Annotated in this window: 25 protein-coding genes; 21 read left to right on the top strand and 4 right to left on the bottom strand. The window is 36.0% G+C overall.

All coding sequences use genetic code 11. The features are described from left to right. Positions 1–33 precede the first annotated feature (33 nt). The 21 genes from I2E70_RS02170 to msr(D) all read left to right on the top strand — a co-directional run bounded on the left by I2E70_RS02170 (position 34) and on the right by msr(D) (position 24,336). The gene (locus tag I2E70_RS02170) at positions 34–1,311 is read left to right on the top strand and encodes a glycosyltransferase (RefSeq protein ID WP_195423226.1); all 1,278 of its coding nucleotides are present in this window, start codon (positions 34–36) and stop codon (positions 1,309–1,311) included. Next, positions 1,308–2,285 (top strand): NAD-dependent epimerase/dehydratase family protein, encoded by a 978-nt coding sequence (locus I2E70_RS02175; protein WP_195423228.1) that lies wholly within the window; start codon positions 1,308–1,310, stop codon positions 2,283–2,285. Before I2E70_RS02170 ends, I2E70_RS02175 begins: the two co-directional genes overlap by 4 nt. Continuing rightward, complete coding sequence (locus I2E70_RS02180; RefSeq protein WP_195423230.1) at positions 2,260–3,087, top strand: MBL fold metallo-hydrolase; 828 nt, start codon at positions 2,260–2,262, stop codon at positions 3,085–3,087. Before I2E70_RS02175 ends, I2E70_RS02180 begins: the two co-directional genes overlap by 26 nt. Then, entirely contained in the window at positions 3,053–4,318 is a 1,266-nt protein-coding gene (locus I2E70_RS02185) for a F390 synthetase-related protein (RefSeq protein WP_195423232.1), read from the top strand. Before I2E70_RS02180 ends, I2E70_RS02185 begins: the two co-directional genes overlap by 35 nt. 12 nt (positions 4,319–4,330) lie before the next feature. Then, entirely contained in the window at positions 4,331–5,275 is a 945-nt protein-coding gene (locus tag I2E70_RS02190) for a 3-oxoacyl-[acyl-carrier-protein] synthase III C-terminal domain-containing protein (RefSeq protein ID WP_195423234.1), read from the top strand. Between the two features lie 80 nt (positions 5,276–5,355). Then, complete coding sequence (locus I2E70_RS02195; RefSeq protein ID WP_037613861.1) at positions 5,356–5,688, top strand: putative DNA-binding protein; 333 nt, start codon at positions 5,356–5,358, stop codon at positions 5,686–5,688. Positions 5,689–5,722: 34 nt separating this feature from the next. Continuing rightward, the gene (gene ffh, locus I2E70_RS02200) at positions 5,723–7,294 is read left to right on the top strand and encodes a signal recognition particle protein (RefSeq protein ID WP_009731038.1); all 1,572 of its coding nucleotides are present in this window, start codon (positions 5,723–5,725) and stop codon (positions 7,292–7,294) included. A gap of 65 nt (positions 7,295–7,359) precedes the next feature. Beyond that, a complete protein-coding gene (locus I2E70_RS02205) occupies positions 7,360–8,127 on the top strand; it encodes an alpha/beta hydrolase (protein WP_123159197.1) in 768 nt (255 codons plus the stop codon). Between the two features lie 105 nt (positions 8,128–8,232). Next, complete coding sequence (locus I2E70_RS02210) at positions 8,233–9,216, top strand: acetylxylan esterase (protein ID WP_155126922.1); 984 nt, start codon at positions 8,233–8,235, stop codon at positions 9,214–9,216. Between the two features lie 410 nt (positions 9,217–9,626). Then, a complete protein-coding gene (locus I2E70_RS02215; RefSeq protein ID WP_004252826.1) occupies positions 9,627–11,384 on the top strand; it encodes a DUF4365 domain-containing protein in 1,758 nt (585 codons plus the stop codon). A 128-nt stretch (positions 11,385–11,512) separates the two neighbouring features. Then, complete coding sequence (locus I2E70_RS02220) at positions 11,513–12,994, top strand: LA2681 family HEPN domain-containing protein (RefSeq protein ID WP_004252828.1); 1,482 nt, start codon at positions 11,513–11,515, stop codon at positions 12,992–12,994. Positions 12,995–13,646: 652 nt separating this feature from the next. Beyond that, positions 13,647–14,246, top strand: a complete 600-nt coding sequence (locus I2E70_RS02225; protein ID WP_004252832.1) for a hypothetical protein — start codon at positions 13,647–13,649, stop codon at positions 14,244–14,246. Between the two features lie 286 nt (positions 14,247–14,532). Further along, positions 14,533–15,234, top strand: a complete 702-nt coding sequence (gene pcfF / locus I2E70_RS02230; RefSeq protein ID WP_004252834.1) for a lantibiotic protection ABC transporter ATP-binding protein PcfF — start codon at positions 14,533–14,535, stop codon at positions 15,232–15,234. Positions 15,235–15,238: 4 nt separating this feature from the next. After that, positions 15,239–15,979: a lantibiotic protection ABC transporter permease PcfE gene (pcfE, locus tag I2E70_RS02235; RefSeq protein WP_004252835.1), complete on the top strand. Its 741-nt coding sequence runs from the start codon at positions 15,239–15,241 to the stop codon at positions 15,977–15,979. After that, positions 15,979–16,719 (top strand): lantibiotic protection ABC transporter permease PcfG, encoded by a 741-nt coding sequence (gene pcfG, locus I2E70_RS02240; RefSeq protein ID WP_049517878.1) that lies wholly within the window; start codon positions 15,979–15,981, stop codon positions 16,717–16,719. Before pcfE ends, pcfG begins: the two co-directional genes overlap by 1 nt. 75 nt (positions 16,720–16,794) lie before the next feature. Further along, on the top strand, positions 16,795–17,454 hold the full coding sequence (locus I2E70_RS02245) for a response regulator transcription factor (RefSeq protein WP_004252839.1): 660 nt from the start codon (positions 16,795–16,797) through the stop codon (positions 17,452–17,454). Beyond that, a complete protein-coding gene (locus tag I2E70_RS02250; protein ID WP_023918143.1) occupies positions 17,445–18,812 on the top strand; it encodes a sensor histidine kinase in 1,368 nt (455 codons plus the stop codon). Before I2E70_RS02245 ends, I2E70_RS02250 begins: the two co-directional genes overlap by 10 nt. Positions 18,813–19,338: 526 nt before the next feature. Continuing rightward, complete coding sequence (locus I2E70_RS02255; protein WP_004252845.1) at positions 19,339–20,217, top strand: aminoglycoside phosphotransferase family protein; 879 nt, start codon at positions 19,339–19,341, stop codon at positions 20,215–20,217. A gap of 762 nt (positions 20,218–20,979) precedes the next feature. Continuing rightward, the gene (locus I2E70_RS02260; protein WP_000873143.1) at positions 20,980–21,150 is read left to right on the top strand and encodes a hypothetical protein; all 171 of its coding nucleotides are present in this window, start codon (positions 20,980–20,982) and stop codon (positions 21,148–21,150) included. Positions 21,151–21,535: 385 nt separating this feature from the next. Then, entirely contained in the window at positions 21,536–22,753 is a 1,218-nt protein-coding gene (gene mef(A), locus I2E70_RS02265; protein ID WP_000417519.1) for a macrolide efflux MFS transporter Mef(A), read from the top strand. 119 nt (positions 22,754–22,872) lie between these two features. Then, positions 22,873–24,336: an ABC-F type ribosomal protection protein Msr(D) gene (gene msr(D) / locus I2E70_RS02270; RefSeq protein ID WP_000420313.1), complete on the top strand. Its 1,464-nt coding sequence runs from the start codon at positions 22,873–22,875 to the stop codon at positions 24,334–24,336. 117 nt (positions 24,337–24,453) lie between these two features. Here msr(D) and I2E70_RS02275 read toward each other — a convergent pair whose 3' ends face one another. From I2E70_RS02275 to I2E70_RS02290, 4 genes are read right to left on the bottom strand one after another with little or no spacing between them, the layout of a single operon-like run. After that, positions 24,454–24,753, bottom strand: a complete 300-nt coding sequence (locus I2E70_RS02275) for a DUF5960 family protein (protein WP_001072467.1) — start codon at positions 24,751–24,753, stop codon at positions 24,454–24,456. After that, on the bottom strand, positions 24,740–25,108 hold the full coding sequence (locus I2E70_RS02280) for a hypothetical protein (protein ID WP_000567222.1): 369 nt from the start codon (positions 25,106–25,108) through the stop codon (positions 24,740–24,742). The genes I2E70_RS02275 and I2E70_RS02280 overlap by 14 nt, the downstream gene beginning before the upstream one ends. A 12-nt stretch (positions 25,109–25,120) precedes the next feature. After that, positions 25,121–25,456: a hypothetical protein gene (locus I2E70_RS02285; RefSeq protein ID WP_000806926.1), complete on the bottom strand. Its 336-nt coding sequence runs from the start codon at positions 25,454–25,456 to the stop codon at positions 25,121–25,123. After that, positions 25,453–25,698, bottom strand: coding sequence for a hypothetical protein (locus I2E70_RS02290; protein ID WP_001813542.1), 246 nt, complete (start codon positions 25,696–25,698; stop codon positions 25,453–25,455). Before I2E70_RS02290 ends, I2E70_RS02285 begins: the two co-directional genes overlap by 4 nt. Positions 25,699–26,179: the final 481 nt, after the last annotated feature.

A 26,179-nucleotide genomic window follows, 5' to 3' on the forward strand; every position in this document is an offset into this window, starting at 1 on the left:
TAAAGCTTAATAAGAGATATAAGGCAGGAAAAAATGAAAAAAATTAAAATAGATGTGGTAGCTGTTCCCTTGAGCGGGCATCTGTACCCAACTTTAAATCTCGTTAAACCCTTGTTAGATGATCCTTCGATGGAGATCCGGGTTTTCACAGGACCTCAGAAAAAGGCCGTTGCAGAAAGTCTTGGCTTCACTGTCGTTCCAATTCTAGAGGACAAAGTAGAAGAATTTGAACGCGCGGCGAATAACGATAAGAAACTCAATCTTTTTTCAGCTTATCGGCAATTATCCAAGAGTCTGGATTTGATTAATCATGTATCGGATCAATTGTTAGAGGAGTGGCGCGTCAATCGTCCAGATATTGTGATTGCTGACTTTATCACTCTATCAGCAGGGTTTGTGGCAGAAGAGTTGGAAATTCCTTGGATTACCACCATGGCAACCCAATTTGCAATCGAAACTCCTTATGGTCCTCCTTGCTTCTTCGGAGGGATGGGAGTCGCGCGCACAAAGAAGGAAGAGAAGGTACAAGCACTATGCCGTAAACTCACGCGCATTGGAAAATACTGTGGGGCTTTCCTCTTACGCAAACGCTTAAAACGTTACAATTTCAAGTTGTACAATCAAAATGGAGTGGAGACCATCTACTCTCCTTATGCCATCTTTGGAATTGGGATGATGGAGCTAGAGTTGAAAACACACTTCCCTCATCAATATGCTTGGCTCGGGCCCTTGGGAACTTCTCTTGAAAAAGCTGAAGATTATCCTTTAGATCTCAGTCCTTACGAAGACAAGACGAAGGTACTCGTGACATGTGGAACCCAGTTGCCTTGGGCAAAAGAGAACTTGCTAGAACAAACCAAGCATTTGGCCAAAGATCATCCAGAATGTCACTTTTTCGTCACCTTAGGAGATGGGGCAAAGGAATTCTCTGAAGAAGAAGTAGCACCAAATGTGACGGTCGTCTCTTATCTGCCCTACAAAGAATATATTCCGCAGATGGACTATGTCATTCACCATGGAGGAGCTGGAATCTTTTATCAGTGTATCGAATTTAAAAAACCAGCCTTGATCTTGCCGCATGATTATGACCAATTTGACTATGCGATTCGAGGAGTAGAAGCAGGAATTGCTTTTCAAGCACATCGCAATCGCACCGAAGAGATTCAAGCAGGTTTCAATGCCCTATTAGAAAAAGAATCTTGGGAAAAGTTAGAAAGACTAAACAAACTTTCAAAAACCTACAAGCCGTTGGATACCTTGGAGTTTGAAATTCAACGATTATTAAGACGTGGAACGGATGGGAAACTATGAAAATTCTTGTAACAGGTGCGACTGGCTTCCTTGGAAAATATGTGATCGATGAGTTGTTGGCTCATGATTATTCCATTGTAGCCTTTGGCCGAAACGAAAAAATTGGGAAGGCTCTGGAAGGTGAGCGCGTCCAATTTATCAAAGGGGATTTGAGCGCTATTGAGGAATTAAGACAAGCCTTTCAGTCTGTTGATGCTGTGGTTCATGCAGGAGCTTTATCCACTGCCTGGGGACCTTGGAAGGCCTTCTATCAGGCGAATGTAGTTGGCACTCAAAATGTCCTTGACTTGTGCCGTGAATATGCGGTAAAACGCCTAGTTTATGTCTCTTCTCCTAGTATTTACGCAGCTGGAAAAGACCAATTAAACATCATGGAAAGTGATGCTCCCAAAGAAAATCACCTCAACAATTATATCCGAAGCAAATTGGCGTCTGAAAAACTTTTTTCTGACTATTCAGATGTGCCAAGTATCATCTTGCGTCCTAGAGGATTATTTGGTGTGGGGGATACCAGTATTTTGCCTCGTGTCTTACGTCTCAGTCGAAAAATTGGAATTCCTTTGATTCGAGGAGGAGAGCAGCTCATGGATATGACCTGTGTGGAAAATGTTGCCTTGGCCATTCGTTTGGCTTTGGAAGCAAAAGAAGCACACGGGCAGGTTTATAATATTACAAATGGGGAACCAAAGACCTTTAGGTATTTGATCGAAACAACATTAAAGGGATTGGGAGAACCGATTCGCTATCGGAAAATTCCAGCAGGTCTTGTAGCAGGTGCGGCCTATAGCCTTGAAGGAGTGTATCGATTATTCCATCTGAAAGCTGAACCTCCATTGACTCGCTATACCTATTATCTCCTTCGATATAGCCAAACCCTCGATATTCAAAAGGCCCAAACCGAACTTGGCTACTATCCAAAAATGACCATTGAAGAAGGGATTGACAACTATGTCCAACATGATCAAGCGTATTGATTATTTTCCAGCAGGCTATTGTAGCAGTCATTCTGGTCTCTTATTTAAAGGGATTCCGAATGAAAAAATGCAATTCCCAGCAGGTGTCTTTTTGATTCATCATCGTGAAAAAGGCTATATTTTGTACGATACCGGCTATCACTACGAGATTAAGAAAAGAGCTCGGTATTTCTGGTACCGTCTAGCCACACCAATGCAGATGAAAAGGGAAGACCAGATCGATTATTTATTGCAAGTGCGGGGGATTGATCCTGCAGAGATTACTTATGTCATTCTTTCGCATTTGCACCCTGACCATCTCGGCGGAGCATCCCTTTTTCCAAATGCTCATTTCTTTGTCACCCAGGAAGTCTATGAGGTGTACCAAAAACCGAAATTTAAAGATCTGATTTTTAAAGAGTTTTTGCCAGCTGATTTCAAAGATCGGGTGACTTGTCTCAAAGCAGATCAAAGGCATCCTGCTTTCCCCTATCGCCCGACCGCGGATCTTTTTGGAGGTGGGAGCATCCTTGTTTCGTCCATCGATGGACATGCGAGAGGGCAAGGTTGTCTTTATCTGGATGAGTTCAAACTCTTCATCGGAGCAGATCTTTCTTGGGGAGTAGACCTCTTGCCTTACACACGGCAAATGCGTCTCATTCCTTCCTTGGTTCAGGATGATAAGAAGGCTTATCTTAAAGGAACTGAGTTGCTGGAAACACTCTTGCAGGATGGCATTCAAGTTGTGGTCAGCCACGACCCGCAAGAACGGATTGAAAGGATTTTAAATGAAAAAAACAGTCTTTCTGAAAACCTTTATTGAAACCAGATGGTGTCACCGATTCCGTTCAAAAGAGGCCTTGAAGCGATACCAAGATAAGCAATTGGCACGCTACCATGCTTTTATCACTTCTCAGTCCCCCTATTTTCAAACCCATTCTCCCGAATCCTTTGGGACCATGGATAAGACCTTCATGATGGCACATTTCAATGAGCTCAATACCCTGGGAGTGGATCGCGATCAGGCTTTAGAGATGGCGATTCGCGGAGAACAGACGCGAGATTTTACTGAGATGAATGGAGAAGTAGCAGTAGGCTTGTCTTCTGGGACTTCCGGTCACCGAGGAGTTTTTGTCACCACAGAAAAAGAAAGAAGTATGTGGGCTGCAGCGATTCTAGCCAAGATGATGCCAAAAGGAAAACTGTTTGGTCATCGCATTGCCTTTTTCTTACGAGCGGACAATGAACTCTATCAAACCATTAATTCAGGCCTGATTCGCTTGGAATATTTTGATATTTTCAAGGATAGCAAGGAGCATTTAGAGCGTCTCAAAGACTATCAACCAACCATTGTGGTCGCACCAGCTTCGACCTTGATTGAGTTAGCCAACTATGTCAGCAATCAGCAACTTGCGATCCAACCTGTCAAGGTTGTTTCTGTCGCAGAGATTCTAGAAGATCGAGATGCACAGACTATCGCCAAAGCTTTTCAACTAGACAAGGTTGATCAGGTCTACCAAGCGACAGAGGGATTTTTAGCTTGTACCTGTTCAGAAGGCAATCTACATCTCAACGAAGATATTTTGTATGTCGAAAAAGAGTATCTTGATGATAGCCGCTTTTATCCGATTATTACGGATTTCAAACGGACCAGTCAACCGATCTATCGCTACCGACTCAATGATATTTTGGTGGAAGAAAAGTCTCCTTGCCCTTGTGGTTCGATCTTTACTCGAATCGCAAAGATCGAAGGACGATCAGATGATATCTTTTATTTCAAAAAAGAAGATGGCAGTAGCCAGATGATCTATCCGGATTTTATTCGACGGTGCATTCTCTTTGTCGAAAATATTCAGGACTATCAAGTAACTCAGTTGGCAGATGGATCCATTACCATTGCCTTGAGTCACTGGACAGAGTCTATGGAGCAAGCGATTTTTGCTCAATTTGAACTCTTAGCTCAGCAAAAACAATTCATTCTCCCAAGTATTCAATTTATCGATTACCAATGGGACCCAACACGTAAATTAAAACGTGTTCAACGACTTCAATAAAAGGAGAATCCTATGACTACTGTAAAAAGACATTTGAAAATTAAAGGCTATGGAACAACGCTTCCAGCTCATACCGTAACTTTCAAAGACCAGACTCGTTACCGCGTGAAAGAAGGAGAAGAAACACAGATTGATCTTGCAGCGCGTGCGATTGAAGCAGCTTTAAATCATGCGGGCCTTAAGATGACAGACATCGACTGCCTGGTTTCGGCTAGTGCGGTTGGCGTTCAGCCCATCCCTTGTACAGCAGCTCTGATCCATGAGCGCGTGGCCAAGGGACTGACGATTCCTGCTATGGATATCAACACCACCTGTACCAGTTTTGTATCAGCTTTAAGCACTGTTTCTTATCTGATTGAAGGTGGAGAATACCGTCGGGTTCTGATTGTATCTAGTGAAGTAGGAAGCCTAGGGCTTAATCCCAAACAAAAAGAAAGCTTTGAGTTGTTTAGTGATGGAGCTGCAGCCTTTATTTTTGAAGCAACAAAGGAAGATAAAGGAATCATTGCCAGTATGCAACGTACCTGGTCTGAGGGAGCCCATGATACTGAAATTCGTGGTGGTTTGACAGCGTATCATCCGAAATTGTACTCTGAAGCAACCAAGACTGATTTCATGTTTGATATGAAAGGGAAGAAGATTCTTTTGCTTTCTGCCCGTGTTATTCCAGAAATGTTCCAAGAATTCCAAGAGAAATCAGGCATTTCTAAAGATGCTGTAGACTATATTATTCCTCACCAAGCAAGCCGTGCCTTACCACTTGTCATGGACAAATTGGGCGTTGGCAAAGACAAGTACCTCAATATTGTCAGTGATTATGGAAATATGGTTTCGGTAGCCGTGCCTTTCGGCCTAGCCTATGCACTGGATCATGGCTATGTGAAGGAAGGAGATACCATCTTTTTGATGGGAACTGCAGCAGGGATGACGGTCAATATGTTGGCACTGAAACTCTAATGATAGATCCTCTTATTTCAAGCTCAAAAAGCATCAAGTCCCGCTAGTCTTTAGCGGGCTTTTTTGATATAATGAAAGGTATGGAAATTGAGAAAACCAACCGAATGAATGCGCTCTTTGAGTTTTATGCAGCGCTCTTGACGGACAAGCAAATGAACTACATCGAGCTTTATTACGCCGATGATTACAGCTTGGCTGAGATTGCGGAAGAGTTTGGAGTGAGCCGTCAAGCAGTTTATGATAATATCAAGCGGACGGAGAAAATCTTAGAAGATTATGAGATGAAGTTGCACATGTACTCGGACTACATTGTACGCAGCCAGATTTTCGACCAGATCTCTGACAAGTATCCTGATGACGCTTATCTACAAGAGCAAATCGCTGTTTTATCTAGCATTGATAACCGAGAATAAACAAGATTAAAATACCTGTAATAGGAGAAGTAGTATGGCATTTGAAAGTTTAACCGAACGTTTACAGAACGTCTTTAAAAATCTTCGTAAGAAAGGGAAAATATCTGAAGCGGATGTCCAAGAGGCAACCAAAGAAATTCGTCTAGCCCTCTTAGAGGCCGACGTTGCCCTTCCTGTTGTAAAAGACTTTATCAAACGTGTCCGCGAACGGGCCGTAGGGCATGAAGTCATTGAAACCCTGAACCCTGCCCAACAAATCGTGAAGATTGTCGATGAAGAATTGACAGCGATTTTGGGTTCTGAGACAGCAGACATTATCAAGTCGCCTAAGATCCCAACCATTATCATGATGGTCGGTCTTCAAGGGGCTGGTAAAACAACCTTTGCTGGGAAATTGGCTAACAAATTAGTCAAGGAAGAAAATGCACGTCCTTTGATGATTGCGGCCGATATCTATCGTCCAGCTGCCATCGACCAGTTGAAGACTCTTGGTCAACAGATCAATGTCCCTGTCTTCTCACTCGGTACAGAAGTCCCTGCAGTTGAGATCGTACGTCAAGGTTTGGAGCAGGCAAGAGCTAACCACAATGACTATGTCTTGATCGATACGGCTGGTCGTCTGCAAATCGATGAAAAACTCATGGGCGAATTACGCGACGTCAAAGCCCTTGCTGAGCCAAATGAAATCCTCTTGGTTGTCGATGCCATGATTGGTCAAGAAGCGGCCAATGTAGCGCGTGAGTTTAACGAGCAACTCGAAGTAACCGGGGTGATCTTGACCAAGATCGATGGGGATACCCGTGGTGGTGCGGCCCTTTCTGTCCGTCAGATTACTGGGAAGCCAATCAAGTTCACTGGTACTGGTGAAAAAATCACTGATATCGAAACCTTCCACCCAGACCGCATGTCTGGTCGGATCCTCGGTATGGGGGATATGCTGACGCTGATCGAGAAGGCGTCTCAAGAATACGATGAGAAACGGTCTCTTGAACTCGCTGAAAAGATGCGGGAAAATACCTTCGACTTCAACGACTTCATCGATCAATTAGACCAAGTTCAAAACATGGGACCAATGGAAGACCTGCTCAAGATGCTTCCAGGTATGGCCAATAACCCTGCCATGAAGAACCTCAAGGTCGATGAACGAGAAATTGCTCGCAAACGCGCGATTGTATCATCCATGACACCAGCTGAACGGGAAAATCCAGATTTGTTAAATCCAAGCCGTCGTCGTCGGATTGCGGCTGGATCAGGAAACAGCTTTGTCGAAGTCAATAAATTCATCAAGGACTTTAACCAAGCCAAACAGATGATGCAAGGCGTCCTCTCCGGCGATATGAACAAGATGATGAAACAAATGGGGCTCAATCCAAATAACATGCCGAAGAATATGCCTGGTGGAATGCCTGATATGTCTGCCCTCGAAGGCATGATGGGACAAGGTGGCATGCCTGACTTGTCAGCTCTTGGTGGAGGCGCTGGAATGCCTGATATGAGCCAAATGTTCGGTGGTGGTCTCAAAGGAAAAGCCGGTGAATTTATGATGAAACGGGCGATGAATAAGATGGCCAAACAAATGCGCAAAAATAAGAAAAAACGGAAATAATCGTTTCTAAGAGGGCCTGGAACACACTGTTCTGGGTTCTTTTAGAAACTACTACTAGAGGAAAGATGTTAAAAAAACTATTTCAACAAGTCATTCGTTTCTTTACAAGATTGTTTTCTTCGCACAGAAAGCCCTTTGAATTTCCTAAAGGCTCAAAGAAACCACCAATCAGACCGATTATCTTTGTACCTGGGAGTTCAGCCAGTATCCAGCGATTCAACGGAACCATCCGCATGCTCCATCGCTTTTCTAGAAAAAAACAGAGTCTTTTAAAAATAAAAGTCAATAAAGATGATTCTATAGAAATGGAGGGAAGACTGAATACGAAAGAGCCGAATCCGATGATTGTAATTGGCTTCGAGAACAATCGAGATGGCTACAGCAATATCAAGCAGCAAATCGAATCCCTTAAGATTGCTTTAACCTATCTTCTTGATCACTATTATTTTACAGAGTTCAAGGCAGTTGGGCACTCCAATGGTGGACTAGTTTTGACTGGTTTATTGGAAAGTGGCTTTTTAGAAAAGAAAAAGCTGACCGTAAGCAAGCTCGCTATTATTGGTAGTCCTTACCAATTCAATCAAGAAATGTTTGACGATTTTCAAAAATGGAAGCATCGCTTAGAAAAAGAAGTAGAGGTCCTTAACTTTGTCGGTAGCTTTGCTGGGAAATCAGATGGGATCGTTCCCCTCTCTAGTGCCCAAGCAGCACAATCTATTTTTGAGAAACAAGCCTATACAGAAGTAAATTTAAAAGGACGCAAGGCTCATCATTCAGCTTTACCCACTAATCCAGATCTAGTGAAACAATTAAGTCTATTTTTGAATCTATAAGTAAATTACATAATTTCGGTTATGTAATTTTTATTTGTCTCTTGCAATCCTTAAGTAAATATGGTACATTTTTGGTAGCGATTACACATACTTAAGGAGGATTTTATGAAAGATCCCAAATTATTAGAAACAATGAAAGATTACATGGGACGGGATGAGCTTCCCGCAGATTTTGATGCCTTTTGGGATCAAGCCCTAGCAAAGATGACTGAACTGCCTGAATATAAGCTCGAAGAACGAGATTTCAGCATTCCAAATGTGATTTGTTATGAATTAACCTTTAAAGGAACACGAGATGGACTAGTTTATGCGCGGGTTGTTTTTCCAAAAACGGATAAAAAGGTTCCCGTCATTTTCCATTTTCATGGCTATATGGGTCGTTGTTGGGATTGGGCTGATATGCTGGCTTATACAGTAGCCGGCTATGGTGTTGTGTCTATGGATGTAAGAGGTCAGTCGGGCTTTTCAACCGACGGAGATCGTTCACCACTTGGAAATACGGTAAAAGGACAGATTATCCGTGGCGCCGTGGAAGGTCCAGATGAGCTCTTTTATAAGGATATCTACTTAGATCTTTACCAGTTAATTGAAATTGTAGCCAGCCTTCCTCAAGTTGACGACAGCAAACTTGCCAGCTATGGAGCCTCACAAGGTGGTGCCTTGGCCCTGGTTGCTGCTGGATTGAATCCTCGTATACAACGAACGGTAGCCATTTATCCATTCTTATCAGATTTCAGACGAGTATTGGAGATTGGGAACACCAGCGAGGCCTATGACGAGCTTTTCCGTTATTTCAAGTTCCATGATCCATTCCATGAAACAGAAGATCGTTTGATGCAGACTTTGGCCTATATTGATGTGAAAAACTTTGCCCATCGTATCAAAGGACAGGTTCACATGATTACCGGGCTAGATGATGATGTCTGTTATCCTGTGACACAGTTTGCCATTTATAATCGATTAGAATGTCCAAAAGAGCATTTAATCATGCCAGAATATGCCCACGAAGCCATGAACGTTCAAGTCAATGATCGAGTCTATAATTGGCTCTGTGGTAGCAAGATTTCATTTCAATATGTAGAAAAATAAGTTAGAAAAGAAAATAATCAGTAGATCCATGTGATTTGCTGATTGTTTTGTGTTTAAAAGGGATCTGTATAGATATAAAAACTAAAAATTTATGTACAATTGACCAAACAAGACTTAAACCATTGATACAAATGAATTAGAAGCATAAAGTACATTCTTTAAATAGTGTACTTTATTTTTATTTTGTACATTATTCTGGAGTGTTATTTTGTATGTTTTCTAGTACATAATATCATCTAATCGAAGAAATTGATTTGTACATTTTCGACTCTAATAGGTGTAGAAGAAGTGGTGGTTCAATTGTACATTTTTTGAAGCTTATTTAAGTTTCAATTGAACACAAGATATAGATTTTTATTTTGTTGATGGTATAATAAATAATACATAGTGTTATGTTATGAGGTGATAATTTGGCAAATAATAGACAAATTGAAACGTTAGGCGTTTCATATCTGGCAACATTTATTAACAGAAATAAGTTGCTTCAGACTTATTTCGATAACAATGATAAAACTCCAGCGTGGGATGGGGAAATTCATGTTCTTAAAAATGCTAGTGAGAAAAAGAGCGAAATATTTGGGAGAGTACCTGTCCAAATTAAAGCAACTAAACGTAAGAACAATTCAATGAAATCTTTCCCAGTAGATATGCGTGATTTAGAATTGTATTCAAAAAACGGTGGGGTAGTTTTATTCGTAGTTTGGTTAGATGAGAATAGCAATTTAAAAGATATTTATTATAAATCACTGCCACCTTTTTCTATAAAGAAAATAATTAAAAGAAGTAAATTAAAAAATAAGTCTGCAAATTATAAAACACTTTCGGTACAGATTCATAAACTAGATGAACAAAAAATTTATTCGATGTTAGTTGATTTTGTTACTAATAGTCAGAAACAGCATAGTTTTATAAATATCGATGGGATGTCAATTGAAAATATACCCAATAATAAAGAGATCAAGCTTTACTTTTATGGTCAGGGGCATGAAGGAATATTTAATTACCAGAAGGAACACGACCTCTTTCTTTATCTTAGGGATCCTGAAACTGCCATCGAAATTCCACTTGAAAATTCAATAGAGATTGTTGAAACTTTCGAAGCAACAGATTTAATTATTGAGATAGGAGATTATATTTTTGAAGATATAGAGAGACATTATTTTCCTGACGGAGAGGTACAGCTTCATTTTGGGGAAGGTTTTAAAATATCCTTTAACAATGGGAAAGCTCAACCTAAATTTAATTATTCAAGACCTAATATGCTGTCAGATGCTATAAAGTGTACTCAGGCACTTAAAGAACTAGGAAAAGTAGGATTTTTCACACTCAATGGTATTAGTATAGAACTAGATGAACGGTCTTTATCGGATATTAATTCGCTTGATTTAGATAGCCATATAAAAGAATTGTCGAAAATATCAAATTTCATAAAGAAAATGGGGATAAAAAAAGAGCTTGATTTATCCCTCTTTAATGAACAATCTCAAAGAAATTTAAATATCCTTAATTCAGGTCTAGTATTAAAAAACAAGGTGGCGTTAAATTACGAGGAATCGAAATTGTTTAATCTTAAGATTGCTAACATACATATTAGTACTCTATATGCATTTCATGAAGGTAATAATGGAACTATGATAGATATTTTCACTGAAACTCCTTGGTGCAGGAGAGGCGAGGATGAGGATATTTCTTTATTTGAGGTTTTTAGGCCCGAAGATTGGTTAACAATTGATAACTGTAACTTTGATTCGGTTATTGCCTCATACCAAAGATTAGTTGACTGTAGTGTAGAAAACGTGTGTGCTGACGATACCATAATAAAAATAGTTGCTGCAGCCGATATGACAGAAGAAGTTTCAAAAAAAGAACAGTTGCTTAACTGGGCTCAACGTCTTTCTGACTGGAACATGAACCATATAAAAGAAAATAGCATAAGCATCATAAATGATCTTCAAATTAAATATAGAAATCGTGAATTAGATAATACTGAAATAGAGAAGCTTACTAATATTTTATTAAATAATAAAGATAATGATGAAATTTGTTTTGGTGCATCAGTGTTATTAAAATCAAAACCACAAGCTGATTTATTTTGGACTAAGTTAGATAAAGAAACTCAAGAAAGATATCAGGTTTACCCTATTTATAATTTATATAAGGTATTATAACTTAAATTTATTGCAACTCGAATTTTTCTTAATCTTAATATGATAAAAGAGTTTTTATCTGATATGTTAGTTGAAGAACAAGAAAATAAAGGAAAATCAAATTTAAAATCGAAATATTTAGGATGAAGATGTTAACAAATAATCCAATTAATCATAGTGTACTTAAATTGTCAAAGGATTTCGATAATGCTTTTAAACATAAAAATATAGTGGAAATCTATAGACTAATAGAATTTGGAAAAAATATGGAAAATACTATTGATGATATTTCCAAAATTCAATTATTTTATTCTATTGGGACAGCATATGGTGATATATTTGAACTAAGTAATAACCTAGTATTCAACATAGATACCGATTGTACAGTTCAACAAATTTATTACTTTAGAAAAGCTATCGAAATTTCAAATAATATTGATATAGATCCTGAGAACAATAGCTTTATTCACCCATTATTATGTTCACTATACACCAATTACGCAAATCTATTAGATGCTTGTGGTAGAAAACAGTTAGCTATTAAGATGTATTGTAAATGTATACAAATCAATCCAAGATTCACAATGGCTAGTGGTAACTTGGCTATTTGTCTACATCATTATCGTAATTTTTTGAATGATAACGAACATCTTCACTTTATTAAAAAAATTAAAAATTTAATAGAAACAAGTATAACTGTTTCAGATCCAAACAGAGTTGATTATGCAGAAAAGCGATTTATTGAACTTTACGAACAATATCTTAATTATAAAGACTTAGATGAATGCTCTTGTAAAACCATCGATTATAATCCTAATTCACAAAAGTATCGCGAATGGTGTTGGAACAACGGGCTGTATCTTAATCCACTTAATGACTTACAAGCTGACGATATAAATAGATATGATGATAATCTTTTACTACCAAGTTTATTATTTCAATCAGATAAAGATTTAAACAAATATTTTTCTATGTTTAATCAAATTAAGCAAGAATATGTTTATGCGCGTTATCTCTGTTTTAATAGCATTGAGATTGATTCGGTTCATTATGCTGACGAGTATGTTAATCTTATTGATTGTCTAGACTACGTACAATACTCTATCAGAATTGAAGGATTAAAAGCAGCTTTTAAAACACTATATTCATTATTAGATAAAGTAGCAATGCTTATAAATGAATATTATTGTCTAAAAATCATGCCTCGACAAGTAAATTTTCATTCAATCTGGAGAACAAATAGTAATTTAAATAAATTGTTGGATAAAAATATTGGTTTGTCTTCTATATTCTGGATATCGAAAGATTTTGATAATGGTGATAATTCTTTAACAGCAAATCCACACGCAAAGCTATTAAAAACTATTAGAAATTATTTAGAGCATAGATTTACTAATATTACATTGAATTTTATTGATGTAAATAAAGACAATGACGAAAGCAGATTATATCTAACTGAAATTGAATTGCAAGAGTGTACATTAGATTTATTAAATCTTGTAAGAGAAGTTATTTTTTCATTAAAAAATGCCATTCAAATAAGTGAAAATGAAAAACAATCTACTCTAAGCAGTGAAGTTGCTTTAATTCCGATAAATTATGAAGAAGTAGATTTGGAAGATAAATTATAGCATTAAGCATACAATTTATGGTCGTTATAAAAAGCAATAGTCTAAATTCATTTAACTAATCGACTTAACTAGAGCTAAACCATTGATAAAACTGAATTAGAAGGATAAAGTACACTCATTAAGCAGTGTACTTTATTTTTGTTTTGTACATTATTTGTTGATTGCTTAATCAATACTACATCTCTATCAGGCAATTCAGACTCCATTTAGTCCTCTAAAACTCACGTTGAGGCGGTATCACTGCTTGTACGAGCTGAAGCATCAGCGAGGTAGAAGAAGATGTTCTGCCCATGGGACAGCTGTCTTAGAGTAAGGAATTTACGACGAAACGATACGGTAACAGCGAACCGCTGAGAGTGTTTCTCTGCTCTTAAAAGTGAACGAAAGAAATAATGAAAAGCGTGAAGGTAGCTTCTCTAATCGAATAGAGGGTAAGAATCAGAGTAATAGTTCAAGTATGGCTTCTGGATACTATAGTCTGACATGCTATCAATCTATTTCAGAAGCTGGACAAATTGTAATAACTTTCCTTGAAGGAACTGAGGTAGATTTATAAGAGACTGTGACTGGGAAGTTGCAGTCTTTTTAGGGGTTTAATGGTATAATGTAATTATAAATGTGGATATTGTCTAAATACTCTGGAGGACGCATAATGTTGAATTTAGTAAAAGGTCACCGAGTTACCTTGGTAGAAAACCTGTTTGAATCATTTACAAAGTTAACTGAACATCATTTGATGGCGAATGTACACTCAGAAAAAATATTAGAGGTTTTTCAACACTTTATTGCGATTCATGACGAGCCCTTGTTTTTTATTTTGGAATTGCCTGTCAGTATTGATAGAGAAAAAGTAATAGCAAAGAATATTATCAAGGAATCCCATAAGGATGTTTATTATATTGATGGTTGTTCAAGAGAGGAATGCCTAGAACTGTTGATTAGATACGGTGATTTGCTTGTTAATGATGGACTAAGTAAGTTTGGATTTGGTGGGCATAAAAGTCATGATGAGATCATGCTTGATAGCTATAATGTTGTGACAATTTATAGTAAAGAACTATCGAAATTTAATGACTTTTTTGAACCTCATAATATTCAATTTGTAGAAGAACTAGTGACAGCTTGGAAAACTTTTTCTAAGACCTCACCAGGAATCTCTGAAATCTATGAATGTAATGGAAAAACTGTTTATGATTTGCCTGAAGAATTAGCTGAATGGAGAATATATTTAGCTGAAACTCGAACAGAATAGGCATATCTATAGGATTAAAAAGAGAATACTTCAATTCCTTAAAATTTGATTTAGAGTAAGGTGGAGATTGAAGTTGTAAGATAAATAATGGTTATTTATGGCAGAACTCTGGTTCTGCCTTTTTTATTTATGAAGTATATGAAATATGGCATAAAAGACTAAAGAAAAAAATGCAAAACATTTAATATATTAGAATTTTCTTGCTACTTTTTAAAAATATTTTTTCCTTACAGAATCCTTAAAATTATTTTTTATACTATTTACAAGATTAAAGGAGGAATAAAATATGAACAAATATATTTTAGAAACAAATGAGCTAACAAAAGTTTTTGGAAAACAAAAAGCTGTAAATAATGTGTCATTAAAAATTGAGGAAAATTCAGTATATGGATTACTAGGACCTAATGGTGCAGGTAAATCTACGACATTAAAGATGATTACAGGTATGTTACACAAGACGTCAGGTGAAATTATGTTTGAAGGACATGAATGGAGTAGAAATGATTTATCAGATATTGGTGCTTTAATCGAGATGCCACCCTTATACGAAAATTTAAGTGCAAGAGAAAATCTTAAAGTTAGAACATTATTACTTGGATTGCCTGAAGCAAGAATTGATGAAGTTTTAGAAATTGTAGATTTAAAAAATACCGGAAAAAAGAAAAGCGGTCAATTTTCTTTGGGGATGAAACAAAGATTAGGTATTGCAATTGCTTTATTAAATAATCCTAAACTATTGATACTAGATGAACCGACAAACGGATTAGATCCATTAGGAATTCAAGAATTACGTGATTTGATACGTAGTTTTCCTGAAAAAGGGATAACAGTGATTTTATCAAGCCATATTCTGGCAGAAGTAGAACATACTGCAGATCACATAGGAATTATTCATGATGGAGAATTAAAATATCAAAACATCATTGATCATAATGAAAATTTAGAAGAACTTTTTATGGATGTTGTAAAGAATGGAAAGAGAGTATAGATTAATGAAAAATTATATTTTTGCAGAAACTTTGAAACACAAACACAGTTTTTTGTTGAAGATATTATTTATTGCACCAATTATATCTTTACTTGTTGCGTTTGTATTAATGCCATTATATTTTAGTGTAAATGCATATAATTGGTGGTATGTGATGATTATGCCAGCAACTTTCGCTTTAATACCAGCAATGATGCATAGAAAAGAAGAGAGAAAATTAAACTACCGAGCAATTTTTCCACTCAATATTGATTTAAAAACGATATGGATTTCAAAAATATTAACAGCTTCAATTTATCTAAGTATAACTGCTATTTTGCATATGCTAGGAGTATTTGTTTTTCAATTTTTCATTGGAGAACAATTAACAGGAAACTATGCATTCACGACATTATTATTCGCAAGTGTATTATTGGTTATAACTAACATATGGCAAGTTCCATTTTGTTTTTTCCTGGCTAAAAAGTTTGGGTTTATAGCAAGCATTGTAGTAAACGCTGTATTAGGTCTTGTGTTAGGAATTTTGTTAGCTGACGGTTCTATGTGGATTTATTGCCCTTATTCTTGGGGGATTAGATTGATGGTACCCGTTATGCGTATTTTACCGAACGGTATCCCAACAGAAGTATCAGATCCAATGATTTTAAACACATCCTTACTTGTTCCTTGTATTTTATCAATATGTTTGTTTACATTATTGACTTTCATTACTGCAAAATGGTTTTCTAAGCAAGAGGTGAAGTAATGATGAAAATATTAAAATCAGAGTTTTATAAATTGAAGCATACATGGATTCCCTGGGCTCACTTTATCTTACCTGTTTTATATGCACTAATATTTTATGGAGCAGCAACATTTACAAGTCTAAAAAATTTTTCTGATATGGATATCATACTGAATTATTTTGTGCTTTTAGGTGCTATCTTACCAATAATATTTGGTGCTATCACATCTAAGGTTGTTGACATGGAAGCAAGTGCTGGACGATTTCAAGTGATTCTATCAACTACAAAATCCAGAAGCAAGGCTTATGGCGGAAAACTTATAATGCTCTTATTGAGTTTTCTATTTTCTATAAGTTTAGCAGTTTTTATATTTGCAATGCTATTTGGTAATCAAGCGACTATGGCTTGGTTAATTGAATTATTATTAGTTTTTATAGGATGTTTATCTACATATATGATTCATTTATGCGTATCACTTATGTTAGGTGGTGGTGCATCTATTGGATTGGGATTTGTGGAAACGTTGATTGCTTTACTTTCAATAACCAATTTAGGTGAAAATATCTGGTATTATTTACCTTGTACTTGGGCATCGAGATTATCTGCAACATATATTGTTGGAAGTGAATTGGCTGATAGCTCATATTTAATTAAAGAGTTTACCATGTGGGGCTATGTAGCAATACCTATTACAGTAGTCATTTTTACTGGCTCTTTATTATGGTTCAATAGGTGGGGTGGAAAGTCAATCAGTGAATAATAGCTCTAAATGTATTTGTAAATGGAATATGGTATAATAATAATAAAATATTTATAAATATGGAGGTGGTTTGGTATGGCAAGAATTCTTGCTATAGATGATGAATTAGATATGCTGACTCTAATCAAGAATATTTTAATAAAAGGAGATCATATTGTTGATATTTACCAAACCACGGTAGATATTGATGAAAATAGTTTGGGGAAATATGACTTAATATTACTTGATGTAATGATGCCAGAGGTTGATGGAATCAGCTATTGTAAAAATATACGTAGCAAAGTGGATTGTCCGATTATCTTTTTAACTGCAAAAGCAATGGAAACGGATATAGTAGATGGCTTATTAAGTGGAGGAGATGACTATATTACCAAACCATTTGGTGTTGGTGAATTGTTAGCAAGGGTAGAAGCTCATCTGAGAAGAGAACAAAGAGAAAAACATTCGAGTTTAAACCTAGGGAATATAAGATTTGATTTATCCTCCAATCAAGTATTTGTGAAGGAAGAAGAAATTCATCTGACAAAGTCTGAGTATCAAATTTCTAAACTTTTAGCAAAGAGAAAGGGACAAGTTTTTTCAAGAGAACAAATATATGAAATGATTTTTGGATTTGATGGGATTGGTGATTCTTCTGCCATATCAGAACATGTAAAAAATATTAGAGCAAAGTTCTTAAAATTTGGTGAAAATCCAATTTCTACAGTTTGGGGGATTGGTTATAAATGGAATTAATTAGAAAAGGACAGTCGCTCAAAATAGTATTTCTTAAATACTTAATGACTGTTGGAGTTGGTTTAGGATGTGCCATCGTACTAGCTTTATTAACTTTTACAGCGTTTTATAGTGTTGGTTTGATTGTTCCGGCTAACCATACAGAAAATTTATTACAAAAAGATAAATATAAAATTTTAAATAAAATTGACTTTGATGAAGCATTGATACCTAAAGGAGCTAGCTATATGTTTTTATCGCCAGATGGTGAAGTGATAAAAACTAATATGGATGAAGCTATTCAACTGAAAGCTAAGAATTTTCACAATCATGAGGGATTTTCAACTCCATCTTCTTCATTTATAGAATTTAAAAGGAATGATGGATATGTATTAATCCATTATTCACTAGAGCCACGCTACAATAATGATTGGATGGAAAAATATTTCCCTAGCATAGATTTACTATTAATATTTTTATTAATCATTTTCTTTTTAATGAGTGCATTTGTGGCTACTCTAATCTGGGCAAAACGAATAACAAGGCAATTATCTCCAATGCTAGATGCATCAGATAAAATCGCCAACCATGAATTAGACTTTGAAATAGGAAGTTCAAATATCAAAGAATTTAATGATGTCTTAAATAGCCTTGATATAATGAAAAAAGCCTTAAGTGATTCATTAAGAGAGAATTGGATTAAAGAAGAGAATAAGAGAAGTCAGATATCGGCATTAATGCATGACTTAAAAACTCCGGTTTCTATTGTCCAAGGTAATGCTGAATTGTTAAAGGTAACTGATCTAACTGATGAACAAAAAGATTATGTAGCGTACATTATAAAAAATTCAACACGTATATCAGATTATACAAAAGCTCTGATGGAGATGAATCAGTCAATTAAATTAAACTCGTTGAATTTACAAAAAGTAAAGGTGTCAGAAATAATCGAAAGAGTTAGTGAAATAGCGAGAGAGATTACACTAATACATGACCGTACTATATCTAAATCTATTAATTGTGAAGATTCAGATGTAATGATAGATATACAATTATTTGAAAGAGTCATTCAAAATATATTTAGTAATGCTATTCAATATTCACCAGACAAATCCAACATTGAATTACTAATAATGACTACAGATAAGATACTTTCAATATCTGTGATAGACGAAGGCCCAGGATTTTCTAATGAGGATTTAAAACGAGGAACGGAGCAATTTTACCGTGGAGATAAGAGTAGACATTCAGCTACAAACTATGGTTTAGGTTTATATAATTCTTGGAAAATAATGTTATTACATAATGGACGCATCATATTAGAAAACAACTCGGATAAACATGGTGCAAGTGTAAAGTTAGAATTACCATTACTATAATAGAACAGGAATTGTTTTCAAATGGAATTTATTAAAAATATATCCTTTTTGCTTTTGGTGTAGAATAGAAAATTTACTCCGCTATCAAGCAAGAATCTTACATAGTAGAAAGCTAAATGAACTTTGATAACTGAACAAATTCTAAATGTTAACTTATAAATTTCTAGTAGGAACGGAAGAAAATCTGTGTTTAACTGCAACTAGTAAGTTGCAGTTTTTTATTTTGAATAATGATATAATAGGATAAGAAAATAATGAAAACGCTATATATTTGAAAGTTGATTAGGAAGTAGAAAGTATGAAAACAATTGATATGATTATTAAATCATCAACTGAATTTTATATCGATTTAGTTTATCAGCTTTCAGATACGGTGAGACACATTTTAACTTTATTATTAGGGAAAGCAACTAGATAGCGTATTATTAAGATATTTTTACATATTGGAAACTAAAGTGTAGACGAACTGGATGGGTTACTAGTGAAAACTGCAAGAAGTGTTGGAAAGTGAATCGGAGAGTGCTTGATGAATTTTATTAGTAAGATAGCCATAAATAAAGGCTGGTCAGATGATAAAAAATATTGTGTGACAGATCAAAATCAGCAAAAATATTTCTTGCGTGTTTCTGATAAGGAGAAGTTAGATTCTAAAAAATCTGAATATGATATGATGGAGAAAGTAGCTTCTCTTGGAATTCCGATGTGTAAACCGATTAGTATAGAACTCTGTGATGATGAAGTGCATTCTTTACACGAATGGATAGACGGGAAAGATGCAAGAGAAACCATTTTAACTGTTTCGAAAGAACAACAATACACTTACGGAGTAGAAGCAGGAAGTATACTTCGAAAAATTCATTCACTTCCTGTTACAGAAGTTCGTGAAGATTGGGAACCCTTTTTTAATCGTAAAATTGATGACAAAATCAAAAAATACAAAGAATGCCCCGTTCAATACGAGAATGGTCAGATTTTTATTGATTTTTTAAATGCAAATAGAGAATTATTAAAAGATAGACCTCAGGTTTTCCAACATGGAGATTATCATATCGGGAATTTCATGATTGGTGAAGATCGTAATATTTATGTCATTGACTTTGATCGATTTGACCTTGGAGATCCTTGGGAGGAATTCAATCGTATTGTATGGTCTGCTCAAGTTTCACCTTCTTTTGCCTCTGGTATGATAGATGGATATTTTGATCATAAGGTTCCAGATTTATTTTGGAAACTTCTTGCTATCTATATTCTAAATAACATAGTTGGTGCTCTTCCATGGTCTGTTCCTTACGGAGTTGAAGAAATATCAGTAATGCAAAATCAAGCTAAGGAAATTTTAGAATGGTATGATGATATGAAGCAAATCATTCCTAGTTGGTATTTGATTGAGAAAAAAGCTGAATAATAAAAGAGTTGATTAAAGAAGAATTTGGTAGTTGGGACGTTAAAAGTAAAGAGACTCAACAAGTTTACAAGTTAGCAAGTAAATTTTTTAAGTGACAATTATCAGCTATAAAGTTGAAAAATGGTAACTATAAAATAGTTTCATTCTACATTTTAATTTTAAACAACAACTCAGTTACTTTCGTTCTTTAATATAGGAGTATACTAGCACCACATGTTGAGGCGGTAAGTTTGCTAGTCAAGGAGTAAAACGACGAAGATTAGCATTTACTTCCGCCCATGCGATAGCTGTCCGTGATTGACAAGTGCTAGCACGCAGACAGAACGGAGATAGCGAACCGCTGAGTGTGTCGCTCTGCTCGTAAAAGCTTAGAAACCTTTGAACGAAAGGGATAATGAAAGCCTTGATTGCAAGGCTTTTTGCTTTATGGTGGGTAAGTATCAGAGTGAGAAAATTTTTGGAATGAGTAGAAGTGATAGCTAGAAATTATCAGTTTCTATTTCCATTTACCCTGTGGGTACGTGTTTGTTTCCATTGACAAGGAGTTTGTGGGAATAGAAATGTACCCACCTTGTTTGAATCAAGTGAAGTGTAGTTGAAGGAAATCTGTTGAAAGCAATACTTCATTTTACCGAATAAGTAATAATTTAGGCAACTTCAAATCGATTAAAAAAAACTATTTTAAAGGTTAAGAGTAGACAAAAATTGTCCACTCTTTTTTGCAAACTCAATTTATCAATAAATGAAATGAGGGAATGTAAAATGAAATATTTTGAGGTTGAGTTAGAAAATCCTGATGAATTTTTAAAACTACAAACAGAAGATTTTGTGAAAGCTAATCGCTTGCTACTAAGGAAGATAATCCAGAGCGTTACAGTCTATGAAGAAAACTTCGTCATATCCTTTAAATCTGGCATCGAATTGGAAGTATGAGTCTCATTCCATAACTTTTATATTGAACATATCATCTTGTTGTGTTATACTATAAATTGATATAAACAAAGATGTAGGAGGAACCGAAACTATGACAGCCTCAATGCGTTTAAGATAAGCTGGCAATAAAAAAAGCAGAATCTATACCCGATGATAGGCTTTTTTGTTGTGCTTATTTATACGATATTGAGCATTCATTAGTTACGGTGAGGATATTGGTTATTTAACTATACCTTTATTTAACTATGTCTTTAATATGAATGTTTCCAAATTGTATGTATGCAGACCAAAAGCCACATTGTGGGGTTTGGCCTGCATTTTTTATTGCCTAGAATGCTATTAAAAATAGAAATTCAAGCAAAATAATATGCAGGAGATAATATAAATGGAAAAATACAACAATTGGAAACGAAAATTTTATGCAATATGGGCAGGGCAAGCAGTATCATTAATCACTAGTGCCATCCTGCAAATGGCGATTATTTTTTACCTTACAGAAAAAACAGGATCTGCGATGGTCTTGTCTATGGCTTCATTAGTAGGTTTTTTACCCTATGCGATTTTGGGACCTGCCATTGGTGTGCTAGTGGATCGTCATGATAGGAAGAAGATAATGATTGGTGCCGATTTAATTATCGCAGCAGCTGGTGCAGTGCTTGCTATTGTTGCATTCTGTATGGAGCTACCTGTCTGGATGATTATGATAGTATTGTTTATCCGTAGCATTGGAACAGCTTTTCATACCCCAGCACTCAATGCGGTTACACCACTTTTAGTACCAGAAGAACAGCTAACGAAATGCGCAGGCTATAGTCAGTCTTTGCAGTCTATAAGCTATATTGTTAGTCCGGCAGTTGCAGCACTCTTATACTCCGTTTGGGATTTAAATGCTATTATTGCCATCGACGTATTGGGTGCTGTGATTGCATCTATTACGGTAGCAATTGTACGTATACCTAAGCTGGGTAATCAAGTGCAAAGTTTAGAACCAAATTTCATAAGGGAGATGAAAGAAGGAGTTGTGGTTCTGAGACAAAACAAAGGATTGTTTGCCTTATTACTCTTAGGAACACTATATACTTTTGTTTATATGCCAATCAATGCACTATTTCCTTTAATAAGCATGGAACACTTTAATGGAACGCCTGTGCATATTTCTATTACGGAAATTTCCTTTGCATTTGGGATGCTAGCAGGAGGCTTATTATTAGGAAGATTAGGGGGCTTCGAAAAGCATGTATTACTAATAACAAGTTCATTTTTTATAATGGGGACCAGTTTAGCCGTTTCGGGAATACTTCCTCCAAATGGATTTGTAATATTCGTAGTTTGCTGTGCAATAATGGGGCTTTCGGTGCCATTTTATAGCGGTGTGCAAACAGCTCTTTTTCAGGAGAAAATTAAGCCTGAATATTTAGGACGTGTATTTTCTTTGATCGGAAGTATCATGTCACTTGCTATGCCAATTGGGTTAATTCTTTCTGGATTCTTTGCTGATAAAATCGGTGTAAATCATTGGTTTTTACTATCAGGTATTTTAATTATTGGCATTGCTATAGTTTGCCAAATGATAACTGAGGTTAGAAAATTAGATTTAAAATAAACAATATTGGAGGAATATTTATGTATCTTATTTTCATGTAACTCTTCCTGCTAAAATCGCAGGGTTTTCCCTGCATACAAGCAAATGAAAGCATGCGATTATAGACAGGAGGAAATGTTATGGAATTAATATTAAAAGCAAAAGACATTCGTGTGGAATTCAAAGGACGCGATGTTTTAGATATAAATGAATTAGAAGTATATGATTATGACCGTATTGGTTTAGTAGGAGCAAATGGTGCTGGAAAAAGCACTTTACTCAGGGTACTTTTAGGAGAATTAACTCCCCCAGGATGTAAAATGAATCGTCTGGGTGAACTTGCCTATATTCCCCAGTTGGACGAAGTAACTCTGCAGGAGGAAAAAGATTTTGCACTTGTAGGCAAGCTAGGTGTTGAGCAATTAAATATACAGACTATGAGCGGTGGTGAAGAAACAAGGCTTAAAATAGCACAGGCCTTATCGGCACAGGTTCATGGTATTTTAGCGGATGAACCTACGAGCCATTTAGACCGTGAAGGAATTGATTTTCTAATAGGACAGCTAAAATATTTTACAGGTGCACTGTTAGTTATTAGCCATGACCGCTATTTTCTTGATGAAATAGTAGATAAAATATGGGAACTGAAAGATGGCAAAATCACTGAGTATTGGGGAAACTATTCTGATTATCTTCGTCAGAAAGAGGAAGAACGTAAGAGCCAAGCTGCAGAATACGAACAATTTATTGCGGAACGTGCCCGATTGGAAAGGGCTGCGGAGGAAAAGCGAAAACAGGCTCGTAAAATAGAACAGAAGGCAAAAGGTTCTTCAAAGAAAAAAAGTACTGAAGACGGAGGGCGTTTAGCTCATCAAAAATCAATAGGAAGTAAGGAAAAAAAGATGTATAATGCTGCTAAAACCCTAGAGCACAGGATTGCGGCCTTAGGAAAAGTAGAAGCTCCGGAAGGCATTCGCAGAATTCGTTTCAGGCAAAGTAAAGCATTGGAGCTCCATAATCCATACCCTATAGTCGGTGCAGAAATTAATAAAGTATTTGGGGATAAGGCTCTGTTTGAAAATGCATCTTTTCAAATTCCGTTAGGAGCAAAAGTGGCGTTAACTGGTGGTAATGGAATCGGAAAAACAACTTTAATCCAAATGATCTTAAACCATGAAGAAGGAATTTCTATTTCGCCTAAGGCAAAAATAGGTTACTTTGCACAGAATGGTTACAAGTACAACAGTAATCAGAATGTTATGGAGTTTATGCAGAAGGATTGTGACTACAATATATCAGAAATTCGTTCAGTGCTAGCATCTATGGGGTTCAAACAGAACGATATTGGAAAAAGTTTATCTGTTTTAAGCGGTGGAGAAATTATAAAATTGTTGCTTGCTAAAATGCTCATGGGTAGATATAACATCCTAATAATGGATGAACCCAGTAACTTCCTTGACATACCAAGTTTAGAGGCTTTGGAAATACTAATGAAGGAGTACACCGGAACTATCGTGTTTATCACCCACGATAAACGATTACTCGAAAATGTAGCAGATGTAGTTTATGAAATTAGAGATAAGAAAATAAATCTGAAACATTAAATTTAAGGTAGTCGCTGGTCAGTATAGTCTGTTCTGGTTGGCGACTCCATTGTTAAAGAGTATAAAGACTTTAGATTTTATGAATATTAAAAATAGGAACAGTCAATTGAACTGCTCCTATTTTTCTGCTAAATATATTGTAGTTTTCTTATATGTATAATGATAGATTAGCGGATTCTCATCTACGGTACTTACTTCAAATATGAAGAAGTGATCGCGGTTATCTCTGGACTTTTCCTTATTGAGGACAAAGTAATTCTTACGTGAAGTCGCCATTGTTTTTAGGATATCATCAGTTAGGAAGGTCAATGGAATATTCATGTTAGAGTAGCGGTAGAAGTCACGTTCAAAATCTTGGTAGCTCTCGCTATAATAGTCCATTTGTAGGTGATTACGCTGAAACTCAAGCTGATTCATAGAGCACCTCCTCGACAAGTTCAATACTAATAATGTCTTTTAATTTCAAATTGATGTGACCTGTTGTAGTTTTTATCAAAATGAAATCTTTGGTCAGACTTGGTATTGTTCCAGTGTAGGAAACACGCTTGTTTTTTTCAATCACTTGAATGCGTGTGCGTAGCTGCCCGGCGTATACTTGACTGAGGAGTAATAATTTCTTCTCTAGTGATAAGTCAGACATGTACGTTACTTTGTTTGTATCATCAGAGAGTGCTGATGCATGTTCAGATAGGAAAAAGCCCATCCATTTTTGCATCTTTGTATCCTGGTACTCTCTTGCTGATTGAAATGGTAAATATGAACGGTCAATCATATCAAATCCTTTCTATGCAGAGGCAAGGGTATTTTTATCAAATTGAATCGTAAAACCTTGAATTCCCCCACCTGTGTAACATTCTTTAAAGCGATTGATTACCTCAGTATAGATTATCACAGATGAGCTTGTTGGCTTAATGCTAAATGTAAATTCCAATGGTAATCGGTTTTCAGATTTAGCATGTACTAGTCGTATCGATATTTCAGTTGTTTTGAGTTTTCTCTGACGAAGTTTTGAAGTTGCTGTTTCAACGATTCCATGTAAAAATCTTTCAAGCATTTCAATATCATTACATCCTTTGCTACGGATTTCTGAAAATTGTACTGTATTTTTTTCTTGTTTCATTTTAATCCCTCCAATCCACCCGCGGAATGACCACCGATAAGTTTACTGCGTTCAATATTTCTGGAACCTTCAGTTAGGACGGTTCCTTTTTGTATGGCTAAAAAACCAAACTGTTCTCTGACAACATCAATAGCTGTCTGAAGTCTATTATCTTTTTCAATTTGTTCTACATCATCAAAGAGTGATAGTAGAGTATAGCTTTCATCTACGAAGCCACTATAAGATACACCAATTTGTCTCACTGCACCAGAGGTGTATTTTTTCGGAATAATACAAGTACATGACTCACCATTGTTTTGGGGAGATTTGCGGGTTCAATTTTATTCTGAGCATTTATAGATTTTTTCATCTCAGTCCTAGAATAGCCAATATGAATAGAAACGACAGTAGTCAATACTAGGGCTACTGTTCCGTTCCACAGTATCATTTAAAAATCATTTTCACACCCTTTCGTCTATTAGTATAGAAGAAAGCTCTCAGCACATGTTGAGTGTGTAAGTTTGTTAGTGAAACGTAGCTAAATCTCTCGCTTTTTTATTTCAAAGCTCCAGTGGAGCTTTGAACTCCCAAACCTTTTGAGTCCCACAGATGCATTATAACGGGGCTGTAGCATTGATGTCAAAACTTTCACCTCCTATATAAACAAATTCTATCCAACGTTTAAAAAGGATCAGTAGCTGATAATATATAGCGGTTTGCATCGTGACGACAAGTAGGTGGATT

The sequence above is a fragment of the Streptococcus parasanguinis genome, assembly GCF_015556095.1.
Classification (GTDB): domain Bacteria; phylum Bacillota; class Bacilli; order Lactobacillales; family Streptococcaceae; genus Streptococcus; species Streptococcus parasanguinis_Q.